The following is a 14,099-nucleotide window of genomic DNA, read 5'->3' as shown; positions in this document are numbered from 1 at the left end:
GGGGTTCACTGAAACTGCCTCAAATTAATTAAAATAAAATAAAAACCAGCACCGATTTATTCCCGTGAAAGTTCCAATCGATAAAAATGTCCCTTACTTGTTTGTGGAAAATTTCTTCAAAATCACCGTGACGGTGGAAATAGCTTTTTTCCAATTGATCCTTTGTATATCTCAATTCCTGTTCAAATCCTCTTTCAATCAATGCTTTTTCAATCTGAATAAGGATGCCGGTTCTTTCTACGCAGTAGATAGAAGGAGTAATCGGGCATGTGTAAATTTCATCAGGAACTTTTTGAACTAACTCACTAATTCGGGCAATCTCCTTTTCCAACTTTGGAATATCGACATCGTTTACAATATGTCCTTCCTCTTCTTTTTCTAACGTAAAAATAAAAATTCCTGTATTATTGGGAAAATTCCAGTCATGATAATACTCAATCACTTCTACATCAAGTGATACCTGCAGGACCCCTTTAATTTCTTCAATAAGAGAATTCATAATAAGCCTTCTTGCTCTGTCTACATCTTTGGCATGTCCCTCTTTTAAAAGCACTTCTTCCATCGGCGCTACAAATCCCCGTACATAGGCAATCACATATTTTTTACAAACACTTGTCTGACATGACTGCGGTCCTCTTCCAAAATTCTTTTTTAACAGCTTGCTAATGTAGCTACTAATATAATCCAGTTTTTTTTGCTCAACCACTCATAATCATCCTTTTTACAAGATAAAATAGCGATATTAGCATCCCACCACTTTCCAATTTAATACAAAAAAAACATGCTGATTAGAGGAGAGCCTATAACCAACATGCCTTTATCAAATTACCTTTTTCGAAAAAATAAGAAACAGTACATATCGATTTCTTTCATAATCGCACATCACAAATACATCATCAACAGAATAATTTAGTATGCTTTCCAGCTGTTTTTTATGTTTAAGATACCCTTGCTTAATATGTGTCAAGTGCTGCTGCAAAAAATGCGAGTTTCCATTTTTAAACAACAAAGTTTCAAGGTGGGTCTGAATGCCAATAATTTCGATTCCACACATATTATGTGTATTCATGAAAATCCGAATTTCTTCAGGCTTTTTATGTAATTGCAGCCCAATTTCTTCAACTACTTTTAGAAACCTATTAGATTGAGAATCTAAAATTACTTTCTCTTCATCCACATGTAGATGTTCTAAAAATACAAGTCCAGTATTTGAGCTATAGTTCCAATCATGAAAGAAATATTTAAAATCAATTTCTAAAACTTTAGAGGCTTTCGTAATAAACTCTTGAATGACAGAATCAAATACCGCAGAACGAAAATGGTTAGCCAACTCCCATTCTTCATTTTCTATCAGCACTTCCTCTGCGGGTGTAATGAAATTTCGAATAAAAATATAGAGTCTTCCTTTATTTAATACAGTTAAGCAGGATTCTGGCCCTTTCCCAAATCTCTTTTTTAGCATCTTACTGAAGTTGCTACTCAATTTCAGTAAGTCTGGTTGTGTTGAATTTAACATTTCATAACCCCTTCAAGACAAAATAAAAAAGGCCTAACTTCTTCAAAAAGAAGTTAGGCCATGGTTAAGACAACATATAGTTTCTTCCATTTACCGAACAATACGTTATTAATTTATAAGTTTAACAGTAAATTATATGCATTCTAATGACAGCTAGACATTAGACACTAATATTCTACCATCTTTTATGCAACTGAGCAAATAGTTGTGCTCTCTAATGATAACATGGAAAAATCACTTCGATTCGCGTTCCTTCGCAACTGCTTAAAATTCCAAGGTTTCCCCTATGCTCTTTAATAATTTGACTGCTGACAATCATACCTAGACCTGTTCCATTTTCCTTCGTTGTAAAAAAAGGTTCTCCCATTCGAGCTTGCACTTCTGGTGGGATTCCTCCCCCCTCATCAACAATTCTAATGCATACCTTCTGATCACATTGAATTCCCTCAATTAATAATTTTCCCCCGTGGGGCATTGCTTCAATGGCATTTTTTATATAATTAACAAACACTTGCTTTAATTGATTTTCATCACCTAAAATATCGATATTAGAAAATTGAAGATTGTGTTCAACCTCGATGTTGTTCAATAATGCTTGCGATTCCATTAATGTTAAAACTTTTTTAATAACCGAATCGATACATAAACGTTCATACTTTAAATCCGAAGGCTTTGCCAGAACCATCAATTCCCTTAAGATTACTTCGATCCTCTCGATTTCTGATTCGATAATTGAAAAATAGGAGCTCGGCTTCTCTTGTTCAACCCTGATTAATTTTAAGAATCCCTTTATTGCTGTAATCGGATTTCTAATTTCATGAGCAACTCCTGCTGCTAACTGTCCAGCTACAGCTTGTTTTTCCGAAATCTTCGTCAATTTTTTGTATTCACTTATATCTTTAATAATTAAATGAAATGCCCGTTCTCCATTAAAAATAGTAGGTAGAACTTTTATTTCAACATCTAATAATTGTCTATCAATTGTCAGCATCCTCTGCTCAAATAGATCCGGTATTCCTCCATCTTCTATTAGAACTAGTTTTTTATAAAAATTTTCTATTGAATCTGGATCTAAGAGCAAGTAAAAGCTCTCACCGACTAATTGTTTCTTATGACTAGCACCCACCATTGAAAGAGCAACATTGCTTACATCCACAATCGTTCTGCCTTTCACAATAAAAATGGACTCCGGAGAATGCTCCATAATCGTGCTGTAATTTTTATTTTGTTGGACGACTAAATCTTGTGCCTCTCTAAAAACCACATATGTTCCAATGACGATTTTATTTTGAAAAATAGGAAAACAGGTAACATCAATATCGATAAACTCTTTATTCCGCTTCATGATTTGTAAGTAAAAGCTGGTTAATTTTTCTCGATCATCTCTTAAGAAATACGTTTGTGTTCGATTTAATTCCGTATAGGAACAGATATCTTTCAATTCCAATTGCATCATTTCTTTTTTTGAATATCCTAAAAAGGTTTGGCAAGCATTATTTGTATAAACGATTTCACCTGACATATTAATGATGAAGTATGGATCTGAATTCTCTGAGAAAATGGAAAAATCACTGCCGATATTCATACTAATAAATTGAGCCAATGAATCTTTATATATTTGTGAAATTCCATTCCTCATTAAACCCATCCTTTCAAATGCTCAACTCTAAAAACATCGCGACTAACAATGACGACCGGGATAGCAAATAAATAAAAAAACCAAAATAAGGGTAGCAGGTAACTACCTCTTATTTCGGCCTAATTCCTTGCATTCCATATTCTAAGGAAACATTACCTCTATAATCAAAATCGCACATTCCATAATAATAGATCGGAGCAATTAACTCTATATCCATTACTATCATATACTTTATTTTTTGAATTTACAATCATCTCTTAAAATTATTTAGCCATTTTATGATAGAAAACAGCTGTTCAATACTGCCTATCGTCAAAACAACTTTCCTTGGATGAAAGATAATGATTTGTGAAAACTTATAAAGGACACATTTAATCAAAATTAAAGGAAGTGACGAAGGATGCGCAGCATTGTCTTAATTCCATATCTTATTTTCTTTGCGTTCACTGGAACTGCTCAATCCTTTACAGAGGAGCAGCAGAAAAAGGAATTGGCCATTGTGATTGATGATTTTGGCAATAATATGGAAGGTTCAAAAGAAATGCTTGAACTCCCCGTCCCATTGACGGTTGCCATTATGCCCTTTCTCTCGACAACAGAAAAGGATGCAAAGCGCGCGCATGAAAAAGGGCATGAAGTGATCATTCACTTACCAATGGAACCAAAGAAAGGAAAGAAAAGCTGGCTTGGTCCTGGTGCCATTACAACAGATTTGAGTGATAAGGAAATCAGAAAAAGAGTCGAAGAAGCAATTAAGGATGTTCCCTTTGCAGTTGGTATGAACCACCATATGGGCTCAAAGGCAACTGAAGATGAAAGGGTCATGCGGATCATTCTTGAAGTATGCAAAGAAAACAATCTTTACTATCTTGATAGCAAAACAGCAAAAAAAAGCGTTATTCCCAAAATCGCCGAAGAATTATCTGTGCCTTATCTTGAAAACGATATGTTCTTTGATCATATCTACTCAGAGAGACATATATATCGTCAAGCTTCAAAATTAGTCGAGAGGCTTGATCATCGTTCACAATTAATTGCGATCGGACATGTTGGCGTTACTGGAGAACGGGTCGTAAGCGCACTAAAAACATATTTACCAGAGTACGAAAAACAAGCGGAAATCGTCCCTTTGTCAGCATTGCTTCCTCCCGTTATTCCTTCACTTTAAGCAATAGCTAAAAGTGAAGGACGAACCTTCGAATAGTTCATCTGTGCTCATGATGGACAATCTTTTAAGCAAGGCAACCGCTCCTGTGCTAGACAACCAATAATACCCTAAAGTCCACACAAAAGAAGAAGCTGCAATCAAAAAGTCGTTTTTAACGTCCTTTTGATACAGCTTCTTTTTTGCAATCGGCATATATTAACATTTCCTGAAAAGTGCCATTTTAAACCGGTTATAATAATCCGACCATTTTCAGGCCGTGGACAATTCCGTCTTCTTCCACTGATTTTGTGACGTACTTAGCAACCGCTTTTACTTCTTCCTCACCATTCCCCATCGCAACACCATGATGAATCATCGAAAGCATTTCAATATCATTTAAGCCATCGCCAAAGGCATATTGTCGCTCCTTCGGAATGCCGAGCTTCTGCACAATTTTCTCAATGCCTCTCCATTTAGAACCACCTTTGGGCAGAACATCGCAAGAAACGGGGTGCCAGCGAATAAAATCAAAATCTTGAAATGCCTCTTCATATTGTTTTTCTTCCCCTTCTGGGCAGAATAAAAGGGTTTGGAAAATATCTCGCTCTTCATAATAGTGAGGATCATGGGCAGGAAAATAATCAATTTTCAATGATTTTATGCTTTCTTTAATATAAGAATGTTCTGGTACATTAGCCCTCATATCTTCATGATCCATATAGACAACCGGATGATCATTTACAAGTGCTGTTTCTGTTAATTTTAGCAGTGAAGGTATAGAAAGTGGATTCGTGTCCAGTACTTCCCCATTCAACACCACATATTGTCCGTTATAGCTTACATACGTATTGATGTCCAATTCCTTTCGCAATTCTTCGAACATAAATGGCGCACGCCCTGTTGCAATTGCCACTTCATGCCCTTGCTCCTTCAGTGTAAACACCGCCTCTTTTGTCGTCGCAGGCAGTTTCTTATCATGGTTTAAAAGTGTTCCATCAATATCAAAAAAAATAACGCTTCTTTCCATCATTTCAATACCAACTTTCTGTGCTGTTCTTCCCTTAAACTGGCTTTCTACTTATACTCCATATTCATCCATTTCCACTCTTATGTTATCCCATTACGTTACAGCTTTGCAATGATAAAAGATTTGCTCAGTAAGAAAAAGAAGCGCAGAACAGTTAGATTTCAATAATAATCGGCAATATCATCGGTCTTCTTTTTGTTCTGACATATAGAAAATCACTTATTGTTTTTTTAATTGTTTGTTTTACAGTACTCCATTGACTTTTACCCGCTTTCTTTAAATCTTTTAAGGTCTTGTCTATTAGACGATTCATTTCATTTAATAATTCCTCCGAATCCCTTACATAGACGAAACCTCTCGTAATCGTATCTGGTCCAGAAAGAAGCTTCTTATCCCCTTTGCTCATCGTTAAAACAATAACGAGCATGCCATCTTCTGATAATTGCTTCCGATCTCTTAATACAATATCTCCCACATCTCCCACTCCTACTCCGTCGACGTATGTATCGCCAGCATGAATCCTTCTTGTTTGACGGGCGAGTGAATGATCGATATCGACTACTTCTCCATTCTTTAAAATAAAAGTAGCACCCTGTTCAACACCGACTGATTACGCTAATAATCGATGTTGATGAAGCATCCGATATTCTCCATGGATCGGAATAAAGTATTTTGGTTTCATTAACGTAAGCATTAGTTTCAAATCCTCTTGATATCCATGGCCGGATACGTGCATGCCCTTTCCAGAGCCATAAATAACATGTGCACCTAAAGCAAACAAACGATCCACGATTTTTGATACAGCCTTCTCGTTCCCAGGGATCGGCCCTGCAGCTAAAATAACCGTGTCTCCAGCCAGTACTTCGACGCCTCTGAAGTTTCCCGTTGATAAGCGCGACAATGCCGCCAATGGCTCGCCTTGACTGCCTGTACATAATATAGCTACTTGTTCTGGCGGAAGTTCATTTATCTCATGTGCCTCGATTATCATTCCTTCCGGCACATGCAAATATCCCCTCTCAATCGCTACCTCAACGACATTGATCATACTTCTCCCAAGCAAAGCAAGCTTGCGATTCGTTCGTCTTGCAGCATCAACCACTTGCTGGACACGATTAATATTAGAGGCAAAAGTCGAGAGAATTACCTTTTGATCCGCCTTTATAAACGCCTCCATCACCTGCTCCCCGACCATTTTCTCCGACGGGGTACCGCCTGGTCGTTCAGCATTGGTACTTTCTGAAAGCAACAGCAGGACTCCTTCCGCACCGATCCTTGCCATCTTGTGAATATCCGAATATTGCTCATTAACCGGCGTTAAATCAAATTTAAAATCGCCGGTATGAACAATATTGCCTTGAGGGGTACGGAAAAGAACACCTAAGCAGTCGGGAATACTGTGGTTTACTTTAAAGAATTCAACAATGATTTCACCAATGGTTAACTTTGCATCAGAGTCGATTTCAATTAGCTTTGTCTCCCTTAAAAGTTTATGTTCTTCTAACTTTAATTCGATTAATCCAAGTGTAAAACGCGTTGCGAATACTGGGATATTCAATTTTTTTAAAAGATAAGGAATTCCACCAATATGATCCTCATGTCCATGGGTCACAATCAATGCCTTGACATTTTCTTTATTTTCCTCTAAAAACGTAACATCCGGAATAATCAAATCAATACCCAATAAACTTTCATCAGGAAATTTATTCCCACAGTCGATGACAATAATATCATTTGCATATTGTATACAGTACATATTTTTTCCTACTTCATTTAACCCGCCTAAGGCAAAAATTGATAATGTCTCATCCTTGCTGTTCATAAAGAACCCCACCTTTTTAAACGTATAGGGATAGTATTTGAGGATTGTATAGCTTTATATTCTCGGAAATGATCCATTCAGCCATTTTAGCGGAACCATTTAAGTGCGGAGGGGCTTTGTAACTTGTTCCTGCGAAGGGGTTCCTTGCCGTACAAACGATAAAAGGTATCGTACGTTTAATTGTTTGTTAAGCTTGCGAAGGACTATATACACTCATTAAATCCACAACAAACGAAAATGATCACGTTTTAACTAAAACAAAAAGGAACCTGTTTTTAAGGTTCCTCCACTACATTCATTTAGCGACCTATTTCCCAATCTTTTTCAACCTTCTTTTTATACGCCAACCTTTAAAAGCTTATTGTCCAAAAATTCTTTTGCACGTGGAATGTCGTCCTCATCTAAATGCTCAATAATAATAGGAATATTTGGATGCTTTTTTGCCAATAATTTTAAATATAAATCGTAGTTTAAAACACCTAGTCCCACAGCCGGAAGCTCAACATCTCCTGCTCCGCGGAAAGTATGGGATTCAACCGCATCGATCGCTGCATGCTTCTCGCTCTTGTCTTCTGCCAATTTAATATCCTTGGCATGTGCGATTTTAATTTTGTCTTCTAACGCATTAAAGATCCGATATAATTCATGATCTACATCATTTATATTTTCTCCGTTAAAGAAATTGGTCGGATCCATTAATAATCCTAATCCTGGATGATCGACTTCTCTAAACAATCTAAGTACTTGCTCAACGCTGCCGATTATATTATTAACGTAATTTTCAACTAAAAACACCGCGTTATGTTCATGAGCAAACTCCGCTAGATCTCTTATAACGGCAGTAATTTCACGCACGGCCTCTTCCGTACTATTCTTCTCATGATAAACCCAGTCGCTTTCCGTATTGTAAGTACCTGTCTCGCTTATTACGTAAGGCGTGCCCAGATCGCGGGCAAATTTTAATAACGTTTTAACATAAGCAATATTTTTTTCTCTCTTTTCTAAATCTGGACTGACGAGATTTGTATAAGCGGAAATAGCAACTATTTGGATATTCGCCTTGCGAAATGCGTCACGAATTTTATGTGCTTTTTCAACTGTAAGCTTCTCAGGTAATGTATAAGGGTCTTCTAAGTCCATATCTTTAAAACTCAAATCCAATTGTACTGAAGTAAAGCCAGCTTCCTTAATTCTCTTTATACTTTCTTCCAATGTATAAGGATAGTATCCATTAAAAATTCCGACTGAAATCATTTTCGTAGACCTCCTTTAAAGTTTCAGAAAATAACACGGTTCTCTCCTCTTCGATGGAAAGATAACAAGCTTCGATTGCAGCCATCGTATGCAAGTTGTCACGGCCGCTTATTTCAGGTTCAGTATCATTCTCCACCGCCCGCAGCAGCTGCGTCATCGTTCCTAAAAAAGCATCCGGAAACCATACTTCATCCCATGTAGGTTCAATCCATTGGTTAGGGTGTTTACGAGTTGTAAATTTGATCGTGCTCGGCTCTCTTGCCGGTGAAGCCGGCCATCCAATCGTCCCCCAAGCCATTCCATCCATTCCTTCGACGCGCCATTTTATATACATGTCTTTTTCCGTGCCTTCTCCTTGCCAAGCCCAGACATCGTCCAAGCTGGTTGCCATCAATTCATTGGCATATTGGAAGGTATATTGGCTTATTCCATCGATATGAGCAAATGTTGTTCTCGGATCGCGTCTTGTGACAGCGGTTACTTTTTCAGGGTCTCCAAAAAGATAGCGGAACACATCAACATGGTGGATTCCCATATTCAAAATCTCAATTCGGTCATACTTTTTCAAAAATTCCTGCCAATGTGGAATCGCTCTCATTTCTATTGTTGCTAATACAATATCACCAAAATATTGATGATCGAGTAATGTTTTCAACGCTCTCATCGATTGGTCGTAACGCATATTGCTGTTAACACCTAATTTGACCCCTGCCTTTTCACAAAGCCGCACAATTTCAACTGCTTCTTGTAAATTCATAGCAAGTGGTTTTTGACATAGAATCCCTTTAATATGCTTTTGCTTTACAGCTTCACGAATAATCTCTAACTGAACGTCTGGAGGAACCGCAATATCTAAAATCTCAATATTGACGTCCGCGATTAGCTCTCTCCAAGAATCAAAGACGTGGGGAATGTTGAAATCTTTTGCAGCCATTCTTGCGCCTACCCCATTAAGAGAAGTGATCCCATATGGTTTAAAACCGGCATTTTTGTAAGCAACTAAATGACAATCTCTGACGATCGCTCCTGCTCCAATTGAACCAATGCGAAAATCCTTTCTTTGCGGCAAAACGGCGTGTATATTCAAATCTAAATCAAAGGTTGACATCATAAATCTCCCTTCTTATAAATTCGGAACCTCATTTTCCTTTATTCTCCGTCTTCTCTCCACATATGCTGGCAAAATCTTAATCTCTTCCTCTGTAAACCATGCAAAAGGATCTGTGCTTGCAACCAACGCAAAATTTGCCCACGCATTTAATGAGCCTGAACGTATCACCACCTTTGCTTTAGGAGCGATATTTTCGACCAACTCCTCATGCGTTGTCCCCTTAAAAATCGCTCCTGAGCCCGTATAAATATCTTGAATGCTCTTATAAAGCTGCGGATGATGTGTTTTTACCTCACCCGCAAATGCAACCTCATCGACGAAAATTTCCTTTCTAAGCATTTTTAGAATATCTAAAACATCCACTTGCCCAGCGTAATAACCAAGATCAATACGGTTCGCATCTTTCGGAATCGGAAAGCCTGCATCTGTCACCAAGATGATATCTGTATGCCCACATTCTGCAAGCGCTTTCGAAAGTTCTGGATGTAGAATACGGCTAGGTCTCATCATAAATCCTCCTTTTGCTAATAAACTCTTCAACTTCTGATCTAGTGTGATAGGATGGTACTGTTTCCCATTTTGTACAACACAAGGCAGCGACAGCATTGGCAAACTGAACAGCATCTCTTAATTCCTTTCCTTCTCCAAATGCCACTGCAAGAGAGGCGTTAAAACTATCACCTGCCCCATTGCTATCGACAACTTCAATTGGGCAAGCACTTACGGCGGTGCAGTTTGTTGACGTATGAATTTCAACACCCGCTCCACCAAGGGTCATAATGACTGTTCCACAGCCTGATTTTAACAATTCAAGAGCGACTTCACGGTGTGACAGTTCCACTTCTGGCATCTCTCCAATTGTGACCCGGGCCTCAGTTTCATTTGGTGTAATGAAATCTACAAAACTTAAGTCATAGGATAATAAATTAATAGCTGGTGCCGGATTAAGGATCGTTGTTTTCCCTAGCTCTTTTGCCTTTTTCAGTGCATAAAGAGCCGTTTCAGTCGGAATTTCTAATTGAGCGAGGACAACATCTGCCTCTTCAATCAACTTTAAATGTCGCTCAATATCTCCTTTAGAGAATAATTGATTAGCTCCCATATCCACGACGATGACATTTCTAGCGTTCGTATCTTTAATGATAAATCCTACACCGGTCGGCTTCTCAGTCGTTTGCCTTATCCCCTCAAGCGTTACACCCTCTGATTTCATTAAATCGAGAAATTCAAGACCAAACGAATCGTTGCCTACCACTCCGATATAAGACACTTCGGCACCTAATCTTGCAGCTTGAACAGCCATATCAGAGCCTTTCCCGCCAAAGGTTTCACGATAATGATCACCTAGAAGAGTTTCACCGACGAGAGGGATGCGATCCGTCGTCATAACAAGGGCTTTTGCATAGCTTCCGATAATACATATCTTCATTCTATCACCTTCTTTCCGTTAAAGCTGAGTTTCCCATTGTCAGAAATTAGTAACTTAATAGGCATTCAGATCGCCTGCTAACCCCTCGCAAATCTCAGGTCCAGAGCTTGTTCCCACGAGTTCTGCTCCAGCTTCAAACATTGCCTTCATTTTCTCAAGTGTGTTTACTTTTCCAGAAACTTTAACTCGGCATGGTTCCTGAATATTTTCCTTTAAAATTTTGACGTCTTCTACTGTTGCTGCGCATCCGCCAATTCCCCAGCCGCTAGATTGTTTAACCCAGTCAATTCCAGCTTCATAAGCAAGCTTTGTAGCTTTTATTTTTTGTTCCTCATTTAAAAAACCAAATTCGAGCATGGCTTTAACTACGACGCCTGAAGCGTGAGACACTTCAACAATTTGCCGCATTTCTTCAAAATACTCCTGTTCTAGCCCACCGATTAATAATCCCGGATTTGGAGGAAAATCAAATTCATCTGGCCCAATTTTAATAAGCTCCCGTAATGATGCAAGCTTCATTTCTAATGTATCGTTCGCCTGTGGAAAATTTAATGTCGTTGCCACCTTAATTCCTGTCCCTTGCAGAAAATCCTTTGCTAAGGATACATAGCATGGAGCAACCATCGCTGCATTAAAACCATACTGTACACATGTCTCTAAATGCTTAATCATTCCTTCTCGCGTTAAGTTCGGATTTACATTCGTGTATTGTATTGCTTTTGCAACCTGCTTTTTGTCACTAAAGTCAATCATATAACCCCTCCTATGTATAATGTTACATGAAACGTTTCATATAAACATCTTATCATGATGATTTTCCTATTTCAATCCTATTTATAAAAAAATAGCTGTAGTCAAACCTATTATTTGACTACAGCTTCCGACTACTTGTTCTCATCCATTAAACGATTAATGGTTTGTTCAATGTTTAATAAGGCTTGCTCCTCTGAAATTTGACCACTAACTGCAGCGGTAATTTCTTTAGAGATGACATGACTATATATATAGTTACGCCCCTTATTGTTTATCTTTACATTTGGCAGTATCCTTTTTCTGCTTTTCCGATAACTATCCAAAACCTTATTCTTCCACGGGTAAGAATCCTCTAAATCATTGCTCTCATAATAGCTTTTTCTCAAGGTCGATCCACCTAATAGAGCCAGTGGGATCACAGCATGATCACTGCTCACCCATGTGAGAAACTTGATAACCTCTTCTATATTCGTACTATTTTTATTGACTCCTAAGCTCCAGCCACCCAATACTGGAGTCCCTCCCGGAATATAGCCAACTCCTAGGTTACCGGCCACCTTCGATTTCGTGTAATCATTTAGTTCATTAGCATAAGAGTCATATAAAATCGTCATGGCACTATGACCCTTCTTAAAGTCTTCCACTACCCCATCCCATGAATACAATTGTTGCGATGAAGAATATTTGCTGCTATTAACAAAATTCATCAATGCTGTAAGTGATGTACGATTATTGATGAGCACTTTACCATTATCGTCGAATACATCACTTCCGTATGACCATAGTCGATTCAAATAAGAGATGGTCGTATATATATTTTCACCAGAAACACTCGTAATACCATATGTTGTTGGTGATTTACTATTGTATGCCCTTGTGAAAAACTCAGCAATGATATTGAACTGTGACCATGTCTGTGGGACGGTTAACTCATTTCCATATGTTCTAGCAAACTGTCTTTTTAATGACTCATTTTCAAACAAGTCTTTTTGATAAAATAAAAGCTGTGTTCCAGACATGACCGGTACTGCGTGATATTTCCCATCAACCACACCACACTGCTGCTCAAGTCCAGGAATAAAACCTTGAAAATCAATATTAGACTGATCGAGTGGAGCCAACACATTATGGCGCACAAGCTCATCGATCCATGTAATATCCATCATCACCCCATCATATAAACTGCTGGAGCTGTCAGAGATACTATGTACACAATGCTCTAACTCGTCGTACTTATATAAATCAACCTCTATAATTGTTCCTGTTTGCTGTGCATATACTTCTGCAAGCATTTTTAAACTAATAGAAGTGGGACTTTCGTATAAAGCAAACTTAAGATTTGCCGTTGAACGATTCCGTTCCACACCATACAAGACTGTTCGCGTTTCTTTGTATTCAGCATGAATTCTTTCCACAACAGGTTCATGTGTTTTAGGATTCTCGATTGCATCGAGAGTTTTTTCAATCACACGTTCAGCAATTTTCTTTTGAGAGAAAGAGATTTGGACCGGAAATGTCGCCTCATCCTCTATCCAGTTCCCTTCCTTCAATACGGCAACCTCAATATCTTCAATTTTCAAAAGCTTAATCGCTTTTTCTACCCCTTCAGCAATGAGAAAATTGCCTGAAATGACTGCATCAATTTCAGGGTGTTGAAAGAAGAGCTCATAGGCAGCTTTAAATCCACGTTCTTTACTGTAATCTGAGATTTTTAGCAGCCCTTTTTCACCGTATCTCTTAATATATATTCCGATCACTTCTTCATTTTGGTAAAAAGATTCGTCAATTATCAGCGCGACATTTGTCTTCCCCTTCCGCTCATAATAATTTAAAATCTGTTCAAAAGCGCGGGAATAGTCCAAAATAATCGCATCACCCGTTATAGTACGCTCTTCGCTGTATGACACCATCACGATGGGTGTCCCTTCTTTTTCCGTTATTACTTCCTTCTTCCTTTTTAATGAGGAAAATAAGATGATGCCATCGACCCTTTTTTCAAGGCATTTTTCAATTGCCTTTTTCTCAAGCAGCTTGTTATTTTGTGAAAAAAACAAAAGAATGCTGTATCCTTTCTCACTTAACCTTGATTGGATATGCGAGAGCAATGAAGCATTTTCTGGATTCGTTGCATTCGGCAATACGAAGCCAATTAAACCACTTTTCTCACTTTTAAGACTTCTAGCATTTGCATCAGGACGATAACCCAATTCTTTCATGGCATGTTCAACTCGATCTATAAGTTCAATATTATTTGTTTTACCGTTCAAAACATTCGAAACGGTCCCAATTGAAACTCCTGCCATTTTTGCCACTTCTTTAATTGTAGTCAACGTATTTCCACCTCGTTAAACGTTTCATCTATGATAAATAGTAGCATATCATAAAAATGCAAATTCTGTAT

Annotated in this window: 12 protein-coding genes and 1 pseudogene; 1 reads left to right on the top strand and 12 read right to left on the bottom strand. The window is 38.0% G+C overall.

All coding sequences use genetic code 11. The features are described 5' to 3' along the window. Positions 1–28: 28 nt before the first annotated feature. From PZE06_RS07605 to PZE06_RS07595, 3 genes are all read right to left on the bottom strand, one after another. Entirely contained in the window at positions 29–706 is a 678-nt protein-coding gene (locus PZE06_RS07605) for a Na-translocating system protein MpsC family protein (protein ID WP_150915189.1), read from the bottom strand. 114 nt (positions 707–820) lie between these two features. Then, positions 821–1,516 carry a Na-translocating system protein MpsC family protein gene (locus PZE06_RS07600; protein WP_150915190.1) on the bottom strand — a complete coding sequence of 232 codons (696 nt, stop codon included), beginning with the start codon at positions 1,514–1,516 and terminating at the stop codon, positions 821–823. Positions 1,517–1,730: 214 nt separating this feature from the next. Next, on the bottom strand, positions 1,731–3,155 hold the full coding sequence (locus PZE06_RS07595; protein ID WP_191963178.1) for a PAS domain-containing protein: 1,425 nt from the start codon (positions 3,153–3,155) through the stop codon (positions 1,731–1,733). 400 nt (positions 3,156–3,555) lie between these two features. On the opposite strand from PZE06_RS07595, the gene PZE06_RS07590 reads away from it, so the two are divergent. After that, complete coding sequence (locus PZE06_RS07590; RefSeq protein WP_150915192.1) at positions 3,556–4,323, top strand: divergent polysaccharide deacetylase family protein; 768 nt, start codon at positions 3,556–3,558, stop codon at positions 4,321–4,323. Here PZE06_RS07590 and PZE06_RS07585 read toward each other — a convergent pair. The 9 genes and pseudogenes from PZE06_RS07585 to PZE06_RS07545 all read right to left on the bottom strand — a co-directional run bounded on the left by PZE06_RS07585 (position 4,315) and on the right by PZE06_RS07545 (position 14,028). Next, the gene (locus tag PZE06_RS07585; RefSeq protein WP_150915193.1) at positions 4,315–4,515 is read right to left on the bottom strand and encodes a hypothetical protein; all 201 of its coding nucleotides are present in this window, start codon (positions 4,513–4,515) and stop codon (positions 4,315–4,317) included. The genes PZE06_RS07590 and PZE06_RS07585 overlap by 9 nt on opposite strands. Before the next feature lie 37 nt (positions 4,516–4,552). Beyond that, on the bottom strand, positions 4,553–5,332 hold the full coding sequence (locus PZE06_RS07580) for a Cof-type HAD-IIB family hydrolase (RefSeq protein WP_150915194.1): 780 nt from the start codon (positions 5,330–5,332) through the stop codon (positions 4,553–4,555). A 151-nt stretch (positions 5,333–5,483) separates the two neighbouring features. Next, positions 5,484–7,151 (bottom strand): annotated as a pseudogene (locus PZE06_RS07575) (ribonuclease J). Positions 7,152–7,487: 336 nt separating this feature from the next. Next, on the bottom strand, positions 7,488–8,405 hold the full coding sequence (locus PZE06_RS07570; protein ID WP_150915195.1) for a sugar phosphate isomerase/epimerase family protein: 918 nt from the start codon (positions 8,403–8,405) through the stop codon (positions 7,488–7,490). Further along, positions 8,383–9,516 carry a Gfo/Idh/MocA family protein gene (locus PZE06_RS07565; protein ID WP_225310639.1) on the bottom strand — a complete coding sequence of 378 codons (1,134 nt, stop codon included), beginning with the start codon at positions 9,514–9,516 and terminating at the stop codon, positions 8,383–8,385. The genes PZE06_RS07570 and PZE06_RS07565 overlap by 23 nt, the downstream gene beginning before the upstream one ends. Positions 9,517–9,528: 12 nt before the next feature. After that, positions 9,529–10,026 carry an RbsD/FucU domain-containing protein gene (locus PZE06_RS07560; protein WP_275791657.1) on the bottom strand — a complete coding sequence of 166 codons (498 nt, stop codon included), beginning with the start codon at positions 10,024–10,026 and terminating at the stop codon, positions 9,529–9,531. Further along, entirely contained in the window at positions 10,013–10,945 is a 933-nt protein-coding gene (locus tag PZE06_RS07555) for a ribokinase (protein WP_150915196.1), read from the bottom strand. The genes PZE06_RS07560 and PZE06_RS07555 overlap by 14 nt, the downstream gene beginning before the upstream one ends. 54 nt (positions 10,946–10,999) lie before the next feature. Beyond that, positions 11,000–11,698 (bottom strand): deoxyribose-phosphate aldolase, encoded by a 699-nt coding sequence (gene deoC / locus PZE06_RS07550; RefSeq protein ID WP_150915197.1) that lies wholly within the window; start codon positions 11,696–11,698, stop codon positions 11,000–11,002. A 131-nt stretch (positions 11,699–11,829) separates the two neighbouring features. Further along, positions 11,830–14,028 carry an extracellular solute-binding protein gene (locus tag PZE06_RS07545; RefSeq protein WP_150915198.1) on the bottom strand — a complete coding sequence of 733 codons (2,199 nt, stop codon included), beginning with the start codon at positions 14,026–14,028 and terminating at the stop codon, positions 11,830–11,832. Positions 14,029–14,099: the final 71 nt, after the last annotated feature.

Origin of the sequence: Robertmurraya sp. DFI.2.37 (assembly GCF_029211245.1) — a bacterium.
GTDB classification, from domain to species: Bacteria; Bacillota; Bacilli; order Bacillales; family Cytobacillaceae; genus Robertmurraya; species Robertmurraya methanolica_A.
Note: the sequence above shows the minus strand (reverse complement) of the source record. Positions and strands in the feature narration are given on the sequence as shown.

What these genes read in the sequence shown, in the direction of transcription:
- PZE06_RS07590 (WP_150915192.1), top strand. Translation starts at nt 3,556, where the DNA reads ATGCGCAGCATTGTCTTAATTCCATATCTTATTTTCTTTGCGTTCACT.
- PZE06_RS07555 (WP_150915196.1), bottom strand. Translation starts at nt 10,945, where the DNA reads ATGAAGATATGTATTATCGGAAGCTATGCAAAAGCCCTTGTTATGACG.
- PZE06_RS07595 (WP_191963178.1), bottom strand. Translation starts at nt 3,155, where the DNA reads ATGAGGAATGGAATTTCACAAATATATAAAGATTCATTGGCTCAATTT.
- deoC (WP_150915197.1), bottom strand. Translation starts at nt 11,698, where the DNA reads ATGATTGACTTTAGTGACAAAAAGCAGGTTGCAAAAGCAATACAATAC.
- PZE06_RS07570 (WP_150915195.1), bottom strand. Translation starts at nt 8,405, where the DNA reads ATGATTTCAGTCGGAATTTTTAATGGATACTATCCTTATACATTGGAA.
- PZE06_RS07580 (WP_150915194.1), bottom strand. Translation starts at nt 5,332, where the DNA reads ATGATGGAAAGAAGCGTTATTTTTTTTGATATTGATGGAACACTTTTA.
- PZE06_RS07560 (WP_275791657.1), bottom strand. Translation starts at nt 10,026, where the DNA reads ATGATGAGACCTAGCCGTATTCTACATCCAGAACTTTCGAAAGCGCTT.
- PZE06_RS07600 (WP_150915190.1), bottom strand. Translation starts at nt 1,516, where the DNA reads ATGTTAAATTCAACACAACCAGACTTACTGAAATTGAGTAGCAACTTC.
- PZE06_RS07565 (WP_225310639.1), bottom strand. Translation starts at nt 9,516, where the DNA reads ATGATGTCAACCTTTGATTTAGATTTGAATATACACGCCGTTTTGCCG.
- PZE06_RS07585 (WP_150915193.1), bottom strand. Translation starts at nt 4,515, where the DNA reads ATGCCGATTGCAAAAAAGAAGCTGTATCAAAAGGACGTTAAAAACGAC.